The 15605-nt window shown below is 60.3% G+C and carries 14 protein-coding genes and 1 pseudogene; 10 read left to right on the plus strand and 5 right to left on the minus strand.

The window, feature by feature from the left end:
* Positions 1-102: 102 nt before the first annotated feature.
* The 10 genes from PHX69_RS01345 (at position 103) to ribD (ending at position 10462) form a co-directional block, all read left to right on the plus strand.
* Positions 103-411: a hypothetical protein gene (locus PHX69_RS01345; RefSeq protein ID WP_288041993.1), complete on the plus strand. Its 309-nt coding sequence runs from the start codon at positions 103-105 to the stop codon at positions 409-411.
* 87 nt (positions 412-498) lie between these two features.
* Positions 499-1059, plus strand: coding sequence for a GspH/FimT family pseudopilin (locus PHX69_RS01350; protein ID WP_288041994.1), 561 nt, complete (start codon positions 499-501; stop codon positions 1057-1059).
* A complete protein-coding gene (locus tag PHX69_RS01355; protein WP_288041995.1) occupies positions 1050-1631 on the plus strand; it encodes a GspH/FimT family pseudopilin in 582 nt (193 codons plus the stop codon). The genes PHX69_RS01350 and PHX69_RS01355 overlap by 10 nt, the downstream gene beginning before the upstream one ends.
* A 50-nt stretch (positions 1632-1681) precedes the next feature.
* Positions 1682-2266 (plus strand): type IV pilus modification protein PilV, encoded by a 585-nt coding sequence (gene pilV / locus PHX69_RS01360; RefSeq protein ID WP_502958454.1) that lies wholly within the window; start codon positions 1682-1684, stop codon positions 2264-2266.
* Positions 2267-2342: 76 nt separating this feature from the next.
* Positions 2343-3218 (plus strand): PilW family protein, encoded by an 876-nt coding sequence (locus PHX69_RS01365; RefSeq protein WP_288041997.1) that lies wholly within the window; start codon positions 2343-2345, stop codon positions 3216-3218.
* 11 nt (positions 3219-3229) lie between these two features.
* A complete protein-coding gene (locus tag PHX69_RS01370) occupies positions 3230-4018 on the plus strand; it encodes a pilus assembly PilX family protein (protein ID WP_288041998.1) in 789 nt (262 codons plus the stop codon).
* 91 nt (positions 4019-4109) lie between these two features.
* A complete protein-coding gene (locus tag PHX69_RS01375) occupies positions 4110-8069 on the plus strand; it encodes a pilus assembly protein (protein WP_288041999.1) in 3960 nt (1319 codons plus the stop codon).
* Between the two features lie 24 nt (positions 8070-8093).
* Complete coding sequence (locus PHX69_RS01380; RefSeq protein WP_288042001.1) at positions 8094-8525, plus strand: type IV pilin protein; 432 nt, start codon at positions 8094-8096, stop codon at positions 8523-8525.
* A 193-nt stretch (positions 8526-8718) separates the two neighbouring features.
* Positions 8719-9303 (plus strand): Uma2 family endonuclease, encoded by a 585-nt coding sequence (locus PHX69_RS01385; protein WP_288042002.1) that lies wholly within the window; start codon positions 8719-8721, stop codon positions 9301-9303.
* A 40-nt stretch (positions 9304-9343) separates the two neighbouring features.
* Positions 9344-10462, plus strand: coding sequence for a bifunctional diaminohydroxyphosphoribosylaminopyrimidine deaminase/5-amino-6-(5-phosphoribosylamino)uracil reductase RibD (ribD, locus tag PHX69_RS01390; protein ID WP_288042003.1), 1119 nt, complete (start codon positions 9344-9346; stop codon positions 10460-10462).
* Here the strand turns inward: ribD and PHX69_RS01395 are convergent.
* From PHX69_RS01395 to PHX69_RS01415, 5 genes and pseudogenes are all read right to left on the minus strand, one after another.
* On the minus strand, positions 10459-11415 hold the full coding sequence (locus PHX69_RS01395; protein ID WP_119011738.1) for an NAD(P)H-dependent flavin oxidoreductase: 957 nt from the start codon (positions 11413-11415) through the stop codon (positions 10459-10461). The two genes, ribD and PHX69_RS01395, sit on opposite strands and share 4 nt — an antisense overlap.
* Positions 11416-11531: 116 nt before the next feature.
* Positions 11532-13322 (minus strand): acyl-CoA dehydrogenase, encoded by a 1791-nt coding sequence (locus tag PHX69_RS01400; protein WP_288042004.1) that lies wholly within the window; start codon positions 13320-13322, stop codon positions 11532-11534.
* 31 nt (positions 13323-13353) lie between these two features.
* A complete protein-coding gene (locus PHX69_RS01405) occupies positions 13354-14490 on the minus strand; it encodes an ABC transporter substrate-binding protein (protein WP_119011736.1) in 1137 nt (378 codons plus the stop codon).
* Positions 14491-14580: 90 nt separating this feature from the next.
* Positions 14581-15516 (minus strand): electron transfer flavoprotein subunit alpha/FixB family protein, encoded by a 936-nt coding sequence (locus PHX69_RS01410; protein ID WP_288042006.1) that lies wholly within the window; start codon positions 15514-15516, stop codon positions 14581-14583.
* Between the two features lie 10 nt (positions 15517-15526).
* Positions 15527-15605: pseudogene (locus tag PHX69_RS01415) on the minus strand (electron transfer flavoprotein subunit beta/FixA family protein); the annotation flags it as partial.

Here is a 15605-nt window from a genome sequence, read left to right on the forward strand (position 1 = left end):
CGCTTTCGCGACACGCCACAGCAGGCAATACCCGCATGCCCGCACCGCGCTTCGCATGGCACGATTCACGCACCCAGCCACCACCCGGAAAGCAACGCCACCATGCGCACCACGATCCACCAGACAACACCCACCCCACACCGCCCCCTGCGCCACGCCCTGCCCGCTGCGCTGCTGTGCGCCTGCCTGGCAGTGGGCCTGCTGGCCGCACCTGCCGAGGCCCACGCCGCACGCAAGAAAAAAGACAGTACCAACAGCAGCCAAGCTGCCAGCGAAAAGAAAGGCAGCGTGCGCGTCAAATACTTCGGCAGCTCTTCTGAGGAAAGTACAAAAGAGCGCGACCGGCGCCTGTACCGCGAGTGCAAAGGCCGCCCCGATGCAGGTGCCTGCCTTGGGTACACCCGCCGCTAGACTGCCAGCACCAGACAGCTGCCGCTGATCCGCACACCACCGCCGCTTATCCCGCTACGGCGACGCACCACGTTCTGGCTGCGTAACATGGACGCCATGTATGCATCGACTTTTACGCCTGCGCAACGAGTGCAACGCGGTTTTACCCTGATAGAAACCATGGTCGTAGTGGCCATCGTGGCCGTGCTGGCCGCGCTGGCAGGCCCCAGCTTCACCCCCATCATTGAACGTTGGCGCGTGCGTGATGCCACGGAATCACTCCAGTCCAGCCTGTATTACGCCCGCTCGGAAGCCATCAAGCGCGGGGGCAACATCGTTATCAAAGCCACCGATGGCACCAACTGGAACAGCGGCTGGAGCGTTTTTCATGACGCCAACGGCAACACCGCACAAGACACCTGCGACGCGACCAAGACGCCCAACGAATGCGACTTGCAAGTCACAGCAGCACTGCCGCAAGTCACCATCACACCTGACCCCGCCAGCGCCACACTGACCGCAGACCGCTGGGGCTCCCTCGGCGGCACTCAAGTAGCGCTGACCTTGGCGCCCAAAGGCAGCGATGCCAGCAGCCCCAATGCACTCAAGCTGTGCCTATCGGCAGGTGGGCGCATCAAGCAAAAGAAAGGAAGCGAGGCATGCGACTAGCGCAGACAACCAGACAGCAAGCCGCTTGTACGCCCAAAACGCGCGGCTTCACGCTGATAGAAACCATGGTGGTTACCGCCATCGTGGCCGTTTTGGCGGCACTGGCCGCACCCAGCTTCGGCACAACGATAGATCGTTGGCGGGTACGCCAAGCCGTTGAAAGCATGACCAGCACGCTGTATTACGCCCGCTCGGAGGCCATCAAGCGCGGGGGATGGATCGGCATTCAGAAAAACCCGAAAACCACCCCTGGCTGCACCTTGGCCGAAACCAGCCAGGAATGGGGCTGCGGCTGGTTTGTTTTTATAGACAGTGATAACAACGGCAAATGGAAAGATGGCGAAGAAATTTTGCAAACCTTCAACACACCCGCCAACGTCAATGTCATGCACAGCAGCGGCGGCACCAACATCAAGGTTGATCGCTACGGAATGATGAGCGGCCTGAACTTAAAAGGCTTTACTTTTTCACCTGTGCCTACGGGCGTTTCATCACCCGCCACCCGAACTATTTGCATGGCATCGGGCGGTCGCATTCGAGTTCTTGAGGAAGCTTCATGCCCCAAAACGTAACCTCCTTGCGCAGCCGTATACAGCGCGGCGTTACCCTGATCGAGTCTTTGGTGGCCATCGTTGTGATGGCACTAGGCATTTTGGGCATTTTGGGCGTGCAAATGCGCACCCTGACCGACACCCAAACCAGCGTGCGCCGCGCCCAGGCCATTCGGCTGATTGAAGACATGGGCGAACGTATGAAGGCCAACCCCAGCGCTCTGGCCAACCTCAACAGCTACGTGACAAACTTTGCGGCTACGCCCACCGTGCCCGACTGCTCCGGCGGTTGCACCGCAGCCAACCTGGCCGCTTACGACGTGGCTGTCTGGAAAAGAAGCGTGCGTGAAAACCTGCCACTGGGCAAAGCCAGCATTTTTGTCGCCCCCGGTGAGACCAATGGCAACCGCCGCCAACTGGGCGTGATCGTGGCCTGGCGCGAAAACGAGCGCGATTTGACTGGTCTGACTGAAGCAGAGAAGAAGGTCTACAAAGACAACATCAACGCCACATTGACAGCAGGCGCAGGCGATGACACAAACACCAACGCCTGCCCCGCCGACCACACCTGCCACCTGCAATATCTGGTAGCACCGTCGCGCTGTGCGCCCTACGCCCCCGGTGGAATCATTGTGTACTACTGCCCAGGGGTTTGAAATGACATCAAAAAGCATAGCTGCTCACGCCCGCTGTATAAGGCCTACAGGCCAAAAATACCTTAAAAAACAGGCCATGCGCCCACAAACCCAGCGCGGCGTCACGCTGATTGAGTTGATGGTAGGCATCACCATCGGCTTGCTCACGGTGGCGGTAGCCATGGGCGCGCTGATGGTCTCGCGTGGCATCTCGGGCACCGTCAGCGACGCCAGCCTCATCCAACAACAAGGCAGCTACGCCATGCGCGTGATCGGCCTGCAACTGCGCCAGGCCGGATCACTGCGCCTGAACCTAGATCCCGGCACCGCCACCACAGAATCTACCTACTTGATACCCGCCGCTTTTGAGGTTGCAATTGCAGCCTCGGGCACCGACCCCGGCTTTGAACCGGCCACGCAGACCATCACAGGCAAACAGACCCCCAGTACGGACGAATACGCCCTCTCGGTGGGCTACCGCAATTACACAGAGCCGGTGTTTATCAACGCGTCAGAGGCATCACTGCACCGCAACTGTTTGGGTCAAGACGGCACCCCCTCCTTGATACAGAGCCAGTTTCAGCTCTACACCCCCGCCAGCGATCCGACCCGACGAGAACTGCGATGCGCAGGCACCGGCACGCCGCAAGCCATCATCAACAACGTAGCCAACTTCCAGGTGCGCTACCTGTTGCAAGACAACACCGTGCCGGGCGCCAGCACCATCAAAACCGTCGATGCCAGCGGTGTGACCAAGTGGGCGCAAGTGCAAGCAGTCCAGGTGTGCCTGGTGCTTTACGGCAACGAATCCATCGATATGCCCGCTGGCAGCACTTACACCGACTGCGATGGCACAGCCGTCAACATGACAACCCTGACCGGTACGCGCAACAAGCGCCTGCACATCGCTTTTCGCAATACCTTCCAGCTGCGCAGCCAAGGGTTGATTGGCTCGGTGATTACCCCCCAATGAGAAAAGCTACCATGCAAAGCCTCTCTTTACCCCACCACCAGCGTCCGCGCCAACGCGGCGTAGCGCTGTTTGTGGTGATTGTGTTTGTCATGCTGTCCATGCTGCTGGCGCTGTGGGCATCGCGCACGTCGCTGTTCAATGAAATGCTGGTGGGCAACGATGCCGACTACCAGCGCGCCTTTGAGGCCGCCCAGGCCCTGCTGCAAGACGCTGAACTCGACATCCGGAATGAGAATCCTGATGGCAGCGCCTGCACTGCCACCAACTGCCGCGACAAAGTCGCCGACGCCCCCAAAATCCCGCTGGAAACCCAAGACGTCACACCCCTGCTGGCAGACCTGGACACCAAAACCACCGCCAAATGCAGCCACGGCCTGTGTACCAAGCGCGCCGGTCGACAAGACTTCTGGAACAAAAAAGACGAAACTGGGCTGGCAACGGGTGAGTTTTCACTGGCCAGCATGACCAAGACCGTGGGCAGTGTGACCCCAGGCGCGCGCTATGGCCAGTTCAGCGGCGCCACTTTGGGCGATGCCGACAACCCTACCAACCCCATCCTGGCCGACCGCAGTGCTGCCAACCGTGGTGGCTGGTACTGGATTGAAGTGATGCCTTACGACGAGAGCAGCAAGAACTCTGGCCTGATCGTGGGCGCGGGTGGCGCCGCCACCGCCAACCTGCTGAACCTGAACCTCAAGCCCAACGTGGTGTACCGCATTACTGCGCTGGCCTATGGCCGCAAAGGCAACACTATGGCCGTGCTGCAACAAACCTACGCCCGCCAGTTCGTCAAAGACTGATCCACTATCAAAAAAATAGCTTATAGCGCCTTCTCCATAAGCCCTAGAGCCACTTTTGACCATAAAACCATTGACTGAAGGAGCAGCCACCATGCCCCGCCGCAACCCACCCCGTTTTCGCAAAACTTTGCTCGCCCTGGCCGCCGGTGCAGCGCTGACACCACACAGTGTATGGGCGCTGGATTTGGCTACCGCCCCGCCGGGCACAGTACTGCCTTATGTGGCACCCAACGTCATCCTCTCGCTGGATGACTCGGGCAGCATGGACGAAGAAGACATGGCACTGAAAGATCCAAGCAAGCCATATGACAAAGACAAAAATCCCTACACCAAAACTCGCATTCAGGTACTACAAGATGCCCTGAAAGAAGTTTTCAACGATAAAGATTTATTGCCCGATAAAAAAATACGGATGGCTTGGCAGTCTTTTGGTCTACATCCAGCTGTCGCAAATAAAGATGGATGGAATAGAAGTGATTGTGTATCTGTCTCTGGGCTTAATTTAAAAAGTCTTAATGCGGAAGCAGCATCAAAAAACGATATTTCTAATAGCATGCGGGTACTTGATTCAACGCATCGAGAAAATTTTATTAAATATGTTAATGCTCTTAAAGCATGCACAAATACGCCAACCCACTGGCTTGTCAAGCAAGCAGACGATTATATGCGGGCGGAATTACATATAAATGGGCCTTGGGCTGACAAACCAACTTCAAAATTATCAGATGCCAAAAATAATAACAAACCATTAGGATGCCGCCGAAATTACCACATTCTTTTAACCGACGGCGATTGGAATGGCTACTATAGAAAAGAATATCCAATTAATACAAATCCGATTAATTTTGACAATCAAGACTCCGAAAGAAACACCAATGGAGCCGCCGGCACAGATAACCCGATAGCTACATTCTCTCCTTTTTTTCTACCCGATGGCACCGCCTATAAGCGCAGCGATCCGCAAACCTGGATTTATCGAGATATTGATTATCCAACTTGGAGCGACTATCATCCTGGCTATAAGTCTGAATACATTAGCTCATTAGCTGATTGGTCATTCAAAAGTTGGGCTACAAACCTCCAGCCGCCATCTAGCCTAGACGGCGAAATATCCCCGCTTCCTGAATATGACAAAGCACCTCCCGAGGAAACATTCACTAACAGCATCTCAAAGAAACAAGCCACCCTTAAAAAATACTGGAACCCTCGCTACAACCCTGCCACTTGGCCACACATGGTGACCTTCACTATCGGCTTCAGTACGGACTCCATCCCTAAAAATCAATACAGACCGGTTGGGAATAATACGGAATCAGAGAAAAATATTGGCAGGTATTGGATCAATGAAAAAATAGGAAATAAATGGTATGAAAAGAAGGACGGCCCTCTTTGGCAATACGATGGCCCTGAACTCGCTAATAGTAATAATGCAGTCACCAATAATGGCAACAATGGCAAGCTGATTACCCCCTCTAGCACCCTACCTTATGGTTACGACGGCAGTTTTGCCGACTATGCCGCTGGCCGGGCGCAGTGGTTTTCCGTCGTAGGTGGTGAAGCGGGGCAAGACATGTGGCACGCTGCCATCAATGGCCGGGGCCAGTTCTACGCCGTAGAAAAAGCAGAAGAACTGAAAGAAGCCTTCCGGCAAATTGTCAAAACCATCAACGCCAACGTCGAGCCAGACATGACGTCCACCGCCACGAGCGGCTCCAACGCTTCACTTAATGAGGTGGGAAAATTCACAGGCAACTACGAACCCAAAAATGGCTGGAAAGGATCTGTCACTGCCGACCGCGTCAAGCCCGATGGCACTACTGCACCAGACATACGCTGGGAAGGCAAGACCACCGCCGACAGGCTTGATGCCATGAGCGTGACCAACCGCGTGGTACTGAGCTGGAGCGACCAATGGGTCGATACCAAACCCAAGGGCGGAGTGCCATTCCAATGGGCTTCCGATGACAGCAACTTAAGCACAGCGCAAAAACTCTGGCTGCAAAAAAACACAGCGGGCACCGACGAAGGCACCACCAAGGGCCAACAGCGACTGAACTACATCCGGGGCGACCGCAGCCTGGAGGGCTCCGAGTCCACCGGTTACACCATCGCCAAACCATACCGTGAACGCAAAAGCCGCCAAGGCGACATCATCAACTCTGACGTGTGGTACACAGGCGCGCCCGCAGGCACTTCGCTGCTCAAGGGCTATGCCGCGTTTGTGCGCGACCACAAAGCACGGCCCGCCATGCTCTACGTGGGCGGCAACGATGGCATGTTGCACGGCTTTACCGCCAGCAAAGGCGAAGAAAAACTGGCCTATGTGCCCCGAGGCGTGGTTCCCAAACTGCCCCTCCTGACCGCACCCGCGTACAACGCAGGCCATCAATACTTTGTCGATGGCTCACCCATGACCGGCGATGTGGATATGAACGGCGGGATGCAAGACCCCAAGGCGGGGGGCTATGACGACTATGTGCCCGACTGGCGCACCTTGCTGGTGGGCACACTGGGCCTGGGTGGCAAGGGCTACTTTGTGCTGGACGTGACCAACCCCACCGCTACCACTGCGCCTAGCGGATCAGCACCCGCATTTACCGAGGCCAATGCAGCCAGCTTGGTCAAACTCGACCGCACCCGTGGCTCTACCGCCACCGAGCCCGTGCCTGACTGCGCAGCCATGACCGTTGCCGCAGAAAAAACCGCCTGCCTTGAAGCCGTAGAGGAAGACAAAGACATTGGCTACATCACCGCCAAACCCGTGCTGGACGAAAACAACGCCATGCGCAGCACGCAAATCACCCGCCTGAACAACAACCGCTGGGCTGTGGTGATGGGTAATGGCTACAACAGCACCAACCAGCGTGCCGTGTTGCTCATCCAGTACCTGGACGGCGACAAAAAGCTGGTGCGCATTCCTACAGCAGGCACCGTGGCTGCGCCACCCACCCCTGGCACCGGGCTGGCCAACGACAACGGCCTGTCGGCCCCACGCGTGATTGATCTGGATGGTGACGGTCTCTCTGACGTGGTCTATGCCGGCGACAACCTAGGCAATCTGTGGAAGTTTGACCTGACCAGCGCCAGCGCCAGTGACTGGAACGTTGCCTTTGGCGGCCAACCGCTGTTTACCACCAGTGGACTGGAAGCGCCGACTTCTGCATCGCGCGATCAAATCCAACCCATCACCGCCCCACCCACCGTGCGCGCCAACGACCGCACCAGAATCGTGGGCAGCGGCAAAGATGCCAAAACCGTGAAAGTCGGCGGCATGATGGTGGCCTTTGGCACGGGCCGTAACGTGGAAGTAAGAGATCCCAATAAGAGGAGTGTGCAAACCTTGTATTCGGTGCTGGACAACACCCGCTACCGCTACCGCAACCCCGCCCCTGGCCTGGGCAAGCGCCTGGAGGTGCATCCCGGCGGCGGTAGCTGCCCCAGTGGGGATAACTGCGTACCAACACCCACGCCACTCGGTGCTGGGGCAAGCGCGGCCAAACTGGCCCAGCAAGAATTCGCAGAAATCGATTCGGGCACCTATGGTGCGATTAAACCAACCAACGCATCGAACGAATTGAAGCCAGAAAACTGGGGCAACTTCAACGGCTGGTACGTAGACCTGCCTGCTACGGGCGAGCGCCTGCTCAAAGGCATGGAGTTTTACGATGCGAGCAACCTGCTGACGGTGTGGTCGCAGGCACCCGCCAAGGGATCGACCGCCAGCGCCGACGTGGAGAGCTGCGATGCAACCTCTGTGGACGAAGAGCATCAATACCGCACCTTTGTCAACATCATGGATGGCAAGGCTCCTTCAGTAGCGCTGGTGGACAAGAACAAAGACGACAAATTCAACGTGGCCGATGGCGATGGCTACTCGGTCGGTAGCGGCAAATACATCAGCATCTCACGCAAGAAAGTGGAGAAAGGCCCGCACAGCATCATCGGGATCGGCAAATATGAAAACGTCGATATTGACGCCAAGAACAACAAAGAAAAGCTCGCCCGCATGCCGGAAGAATCCTTGCGCCCCAGCTGGCGCCAAATCCAATAACGGGCGGGAGATATGACAGCAACCATGAGCACCACTATCACTATGCGACAAAAAGGTTTCACCCTCATCGAACTCATGATCGTGGTGGCTATCGTCGGCATCTTGTCGGCCATTGCCTACCCCAGTTACACCGAGTACATCGCGCGCGGGCACCGCGCAGAAGCCAGGGCCAACTTGCTGCAAGCAGCGCAGTGGATGGAGCGCGCAGCTACAGCGAATGGCACGTACCCGACAGCCTCGTCTGCCGCCTCCGCTATTGCTGCGCTGGAAGCACAGCTCAAGATGGATCGTTACGGCATCAAAGTTGACAGTGCAAATGGCAGCAGCTACACCTTGACCGCCACCCCCAAAGGCGCTCAGTTGAAAGACAAGTGCGGCAGCTACACCCTGACCCAATCAGGTAAACGGGATGTAGCATCAGCCACCTTATCGGTTGCGGACTGCTGGAACAAATAACCCGCTGCGCTACCATCGCGTGCGCTATGACAACAACAGCGCACTTCATCTCTCAAGCGCTTGGGCTGGCCGTCTAGGCGCTTTTTTCATGTTCCATCCGTCCCTGGCGCGCTTGGCAAAACGGGACTTTTGGGCATCTACCCTGCTTCTGTAGGATAGAAGCCCCGCCTGCCTTTCCACGGAGTACAAGCCCATGACTAGCCAAACCCAGCCACAAGCTCCAATCAGCATTGAGGACTACCTTGAGGGCGAGCAGCACACCGACACCAAGCACGAGTACCTGGCCGGCCAAGTGGTGGCCATGGGTGGTGCCAGTGACAAGCATGGCCTGATTGCAGGCTCGTTGTACGCGGCTTTGCTCCCGGCTGCACGGCGCAAAGGGTGCCAGTTGTTCATCGCAGACATGAAAGTGCGCGTAAACCACGACAGTGACAGCTACTGTTACTACCCCGACCTGCTGCTGAGCTGCCAGCCAGACGACCGGGAGTCGGCCTACTACCGCCGCCACCCCTGCCTGCTGGTAGAGGTGCTCTCGCCCAGCACCGAGCGCATCGACTCGCGCGAAAAGTTGCTGGCCTACCGCCTGCTGCCCAGCCTGCGCGAGTACCTGCTGCTGCGCCAAGACCGCGTGCAGGCCGATCTGTACCAGCGCGGCGACGAGGGCCGTTGGGAGCACCACACTTTCACCCAGCCAGACGACGTGCTGGCGCTGCGCTGTCTGGATGCCGCCGTCAGCCTGCGCGATGTGTATGCCGATGTACCAGAGCTGCTGGCCTAGCGCCACCACCACCATTGCGGCACGCTACCATCGCCGCGCTATGACAACAACAGCGCACTTCATCTCTCAAGCGCTTGGGCTGGCGGCCCAGGCGCTTTTTCTTTCCAACCCCAACCCGCGCGTGGGCTGCGTCATTGCGACGCCCGACGGGCGTGTGCTGGGCCAAGGCTTTACGCAGCAGGCGGGCGGCCCGCACGCCGAGGTGATGGCACTGTGCGATGCGCAGGCCGCCGGGCACGATGTGCGCGGCGCCACCGCCTATGTCACGCTGGAGCCCTGCGCCCACCAGGGCCGCACAGGCCCGTGCTGCGATGCACTGATTGCCGCAGGCATAGGCCGCGTGGTGGGCTCGATTGCCGACCCCAATCCGCTGGTCGGTGGTCAGGGCTTTGCCCGGCTGCGCGCAGCGGGCGTGGCAGTAGAGGTGGGGCCGGGCGCAAACCAAGCGCGCGAACTCAACATCGGTTTTTTCAGCCGCATGGTGCGCGGCACGCCATGGGTACGGCTCAAGGTGGCAGCGTCGCTGGATGGCACTACGGCGCTGGCCAACGGGGCCAGCCAGTGGATTACCTCTGCCAGCGCGCGCGCCGATGGCCACGCCTGGCGCGCCCGCGCCTGCGCCGTGCTCACCGGCTTTGGCACGGTGCGGAGCGACAACCCGCGCCTGGACGTGCGCGAGGTGGCCACGCCGCGCCAGCCGCAGGTGGTGGTGATCGATAGCCGCCTGCAAACGCCGCCAGATGCTGCACTTTTTATAGCTGGTCGCGCTTGCACCATCTACGCTGGAGGCACTTTGGATGCTGAATTTGCCGCGCGCAAAGCCGCCCTGCAGGCGCGCGGCGCAGCGGTAGTGCAGTTGCCCAATCCGCAAGGCAAGGTGGATTTGCGCGCCATGCTGATCGACCTGGGGCGGCGCGGCATCAACGAGCTGCACGTAGAAGCGGGCCACCAGCTCAACGGCTCTTTGCTGCGCGAGGGGCTGGTCGATGAGCTGCTGGTGTATTTGGCGCCCAAGCTGCTGGGGCCCGGCCTGGGCATCGCCAACATCGGCCCCTTGAGCGAGCTGGCCCAGGCACAGGCACTGGAATTCACCAGCGCCGAGCGCGTAGGGCCCGATTTGCGGGTGCTGGCGCGTGTGCCCGGACGCGGAGATTTTTAAACCAATTGCAGGCGCTCGCGGGCGGCCTGGTACTCGCGGCGCAGGCGTGCCACCAACTCTGCCGTGGAGGTGACGGCATCGATGGTGCCAATGCCCTGGCCGCAGCCCCAGATGTCTTTCCAGGCTTTGGTGCGGTCGCTGCCAAAACTCATTTTGCTGGGGTCGGATGCGGGCAGGTTCTCGGGGTCCAGGCCAGCAGCACGGATGGAGCTGGCCAGGTAGTTGCCGTGTACGCCGGTGAACAGGTTGCTGTAGATGATGTCGTCGGAGTTGCTGTCCACGATGGCCTGCTTGTAGGCCTCGCTGGCGCGCGCTTCGTGGGTGGCGATGAAGGCTGAGCCGATGTAGGCAAAATCGGCCCCCATGGCCTGCGCGGCCAACACGGCGCCGCCGCTGGCGATGGAGCCGCTCAGGGCGACGGGGCCATCAAACCACTGGCGGATTTCCTGGATCAGCGCAAACGGGCTTTTCACGCCCGCGTGGCCACCGGCGCCTGCGGCCACGGCAATCAGGCCATCCGCCCCTTTTTCAATGGCCTTGTGCGCAAACTTGTTGTTGATGATGTCGTGCAGCACCACGCCGCCCCAGCCGTGCACAGCCTGGTTCACGTCTTCGCGCGCGCCCAGGCTGGTGATGACGATAGGCACATGGTATTTGGCGCAAACGGCCATGTCTTGCTCCAGCCGGTCGTTGCTTTTGTGCACGATCTGGTTGATGGCAAAGGGCGCCGCAGGCTGCTCGGGGTGGGCACGGTCGTGGGCGGCCAGGGTTTCCGTGATTTCTGCCAGCCAGTCGTCCAGCTGCGCGGCCGGGCGGGCATTGAGCGCGGGCATGGAGCCGACGATGCCCGCCTTGCATTGCGCAATCACCAGTTGCGGGTTGCTGATGATGAACAGCGGCGAGCCGATCACCGGAAAGGTCAGTTTCTGCAAAACGGGGGGCAAACGTGACATGGCGTGTCTCCAACAAGTTTTAGATATAAAAAAGAGCCGCAGGGCTTGCCTGGCAAGCGCGAGCAGCTCTCATTTCAGTAGCGAAATTCAGCCAACCAGGGCGGCTGGTCTGGGGCTCAGAACGCGTCCAGTGCCAAGGCCGTCACGCTGGCGGCGCCTTCGACGATGCTGTCGCGCAGGCTGCCGGTCTTGACCAGGATGTGTTCGGCGTAGAACTGGGCCGTGGCGATTTTGGCGCGCATGAAGGCTTCGTCCTGTCCCTTGTGCAACAGCTCCTGCGCCACCAGCAGCGCACGGGCCATTTGCCAGCCTGCCACCAGGTTGCCGGTGAGCATGAGGTAGGGCACGCTGCCAGCGTAGACGGCGTTGGGGTCGGCCTTGGCGCTGCCCGCCACAAAGCCGACCACGTCCAGAAACGCCTGGCGCGCGGCCTGCAAGCGCTTGGCCACGGCCAGGGCAGCGGGGGTGGCGCTGGCGGTCAGTTCGCCTTCGGTCTTCTCGATTTGCGCGGCGATGGCGCGGGCCGACTGACCACCGTCGCGGGCGGTTTTGCGGCCCACCAGGTCGTTGGCCTGGATGGCGGTGGTGCCTTCGTAAATCGTCAGAATTTTGGCGTCGCGGTAGTGCTGGGCAGCGCCGGTTTCTTCGATAAAGCCCATGCCGCCATGCACTTGCACGCCCAGGCTGGTCACTTCCAGGCTCATTTCAGTGCTGTAGCCCTTGACCAGCGGCACCATGAATTCATAGAAGGTGGCGTTGTCCTTGCGCACCTGCGCATCGGGGTGGTGGTGGGCCGCATCGTAGGCCGCAGCGGCGGTGGTGGCCATGGCGCGACAGCCCTCGGTGTAGGCGCGCATGGTCATGAGCATGCGGCGCACATCGGGGTGGTGGATGATGGCGGCGCTGCCCGCCACGCTGCCATCGACCGGGCGGCTTTGCACGCGGTCACGGGCGTATTGCACGGCCTGTTGGTAGGCGCGTTCAGCAATGGCGATGCCCTGCACGCCCACGGCGTAGCGCGCAGCGTTCATCATGATGAACATGTACTCCAGGCCCCGGTTTTCTTCGCCCACCAGGTAGCCCACGGCGCCGCCGTGGTCGCCAAATTGCAGCACGGCCGTGGGGCTGGCCTTGATGCCCAGCTTGTGCTCGATGCTGACGCAGTGCGCGTCGTTGCGCGCGCCCAGCGTGCCATCGGCATTGACCAAGAACTTGGGCACCACAAACAGGCTGATGCCCTTGACGCCCTCGGGCGCGCCCTGCACGCGGGCCAGCACCAGATGGACGATGTTCTCGGCCATGTCGTGCTCACCGTAGGTGATGAAAATCTTGGTGCCGAAGACCTTGTAGGTGCCATCGGGCTGGGGCTCGGCACGGGTGCGCACCAGAGCCAGATCAGAACCGGCCTGGGGCTCGGTCAGGTTCATGGTGCCCGTCCACTGGCCACTGACGAGTTTTTCCAGGTACGTTTCTTTGAGTGCATCGCTGCCTGCGGTGAGCAGCGCCTCGATGGCGCCATCGGTCAGCAGCGGGCACAGCGCAAAGCTCAGGCTGGCGCTGTTGGACATTTCAATGCAGGCAGCACCAATGGTTTTGGGCAGGCCCTGGCCGCCAAAATCTGCCGGGTGCTGCAAGCCTTGCCAGCCGCCCTCGGCGTATTGGCGGAATGCGTCCTTGAAGCCCGCTGCAGTGGTGACCACACCGGCCTGGAAGCTCGACGGGTTCTTGTCGCTCTCCCAGTTCAGCGGGGCAACCACACCCTCGTTGAACTTGGCGCACTCTTCCAGCACGGCCTGTGCGGTATCGAGGTTGGCATCTTCAAAACCGGGGATTTGCGCGACTTGCTCAATCTGGGCCAAGTGCTCAATGGCAAACAGCATGTCTTTGACGGGTGCGATGTAACTCATGGGTGAACTCCCTGTGAAATAAGACTTTTCTTCAGTGGCTGACGCGGCCAGCTGCATTGACGATGGACAACTCCACAAACCGCGACCCCTGGTTGGATCGCGGCTTGAAGGAAACCCAGTAACCGCCCAGATCGACGGAATCGATGCTGCGCAGTGCCGGGGCAATTTGGTCGGGGGTGATTTTGGGTGCGCGGCGCAGGGCCTCGGCAATCACGCGGGCGTTGACGTAGCCTTCCATCATGGCGTAGCTGACGGGGGTGTCGAGCTTGTCGCCACGGGTGGCCACCACATCCCGAAACTGCTTGTTCAAGCGGCCCGAGACGCGGTAGGGGCTGGGCACTACCTGGGCAATGGAGATGCCGCTCATGTGCTCTACCGACAGGCGCTTGATGAGCTGCTCAATGTCGGCATCGGAATTGGTATAGATCTGCGCCGTGCCCCCGGACATGCGGTAGTGCTCGATAAAACCGGCGGCCGCCGGGCTGGAGGCAATGATCAAAATGGCCTGGGGCTGCGCGTTGATCAAGGTGGCCACGGCATCGGCGGTGCGTGCCCCTCCTTGGGCTTGCAGCATGGCGTGCCCGGCCAGGCGGGCGCCTGCGGGCTTGATGGCCTCCTCGACCAGCTTCACCACCGAGGCAGCACCGGGGCCGTCTTCATAAAAGAGCCCGAGTTTGGTGATGCCCACGGTAGCCAGGTGGGTGGCGATTTTGGCCATCTCGTCCTGGGTATTGGCACGCGCATTGAACAACTGCGGCACCTGGAGCACGCGCGGGTCCACGCTGCGGTAGCCCACCAGACTGGTCTGCGTCTGCGCCAGCAGGCCACTGTCGGCCAGGGCCAACAAGTTGCGGTCGCCAAAGTAGCCCGCCAACACCACGGGTTTGGACTGGGCCAGCATCTCGCGCGTGGCACGCACGGTTTCTTCGGGCTGCCCCCGGTCGTCTTGCGTGACCAGCGTGATCTGCTCGCCCTGTATGCCACCGGCCTTGTTGACCTCGTCAAAGTACAGGCGCATGCCCTGCGCATAGGCCCGTGCCTGCGTGGCATAGGGCCCGCTCAGGGGCGCCACCTGCCCTACCACCCACGGGCTGGCGTGCGCTACCGCACCGGCAGCACACACCACAGTGGCCAACAAAAATCGACCCCATAGGGACAAGCGTGTCATGGCGTTTTCCTTTGTTCGGGCAGGCCGGGGCGCCTGCTTTTTCAGACAAGAAAAAGGGGCACAACGCCCCTTTTTGCTTTGCGCTGTGGTTTACAGCGCCTTGACCAGCTCCGGCACGGCCGTAAACAGATCGGCCTCCAGCCCATAGTCGGCCACGCTGAAGATCGGCGCCTCAGGGTCTTTGTTGATCGCCACGATGACCTTGCTGTCCTTCATCCCGGCCAGGTGCTGGATGGCGCCGGAGATGCCCGCAGCCACGTACAGCTGCGGCGCCACGATCTTGCCCGTCTGGCCCACTTGCCAGTCGTTGGGGGCGTAGCCCGCGTCCACCGCTGCGCGGCTGGCACCCAGTGCGGCGCCCAGCTTGTCGGCCAGCGGGGTCATCACTTCGTCGAACTTTTCTTTGCTGCCCAGCGCCCGGCCACCGGAGACGATGATCTTGGCGGCGGTCAGTTCAGGGCGGTCGCTCTTGGCGATTTCGCTGCCCTGGAAGCTGCTTTGTCCGGCGTCGGCCACAGCCGCTACACTTTCGATAGCTGCTGGCGCTTGTCCGGCGCTGGCTGCAGCGTCAAAACCCGTAGAACGCACGGTGATGACCTTGGTGGCGTCCTGGCTTTGCACGGTGGCGATGGCGTTGCCAGCGTAGATGGGGCGCTCGAAGGTGTCGGCACTGATGACTTTGCTGATTTCGCTGATCTGCGCCACGTCCAGCAGGGCGGCGACGCGCGGGGCGACGTTCTTGCCCGCTGCCGTGGCGGCAAACAGGAGGTGGCTGTAGCTGGATGCGATGGCCAGCACCTGCGCGGCCATGTTTTCGGCCAGGCCGTGGGCCAGGGCGGCACCGTCGGCGTGCAGCACTTTGGCGACACCGGCGATTTGGGCTGCGGCGGCTGCGGCAGCACCGGCGTTGTGGCCTGCGACCAGCACGTGGACATCACCGCCGATGGCAGCAGCCGCCGTGACGGTGTTGAGGGTGGCGCCTTTAATACTGGCGTTGTCGTGTTCGGCAATAACGAGGGTGGTCATGTTCGGTTCCTCAGATCACTTTGGCTTCGTTTTTGAGTTTGTCCACCAGAGCGGCCACGTCGGCCACTTTGACGCCCGCGCCGCGCTTG

The sequence above is a fragment of the Simplicispira sp. genome (assembly GCF_028687295.1).
GTDB classification, from domain to species: Bacteria; Pseudomonadota; Gammaproteobacteria; order Burkholderiales; family Burkholderiaceae_C; genus Simplicispira; species Simplicispira metamorpha.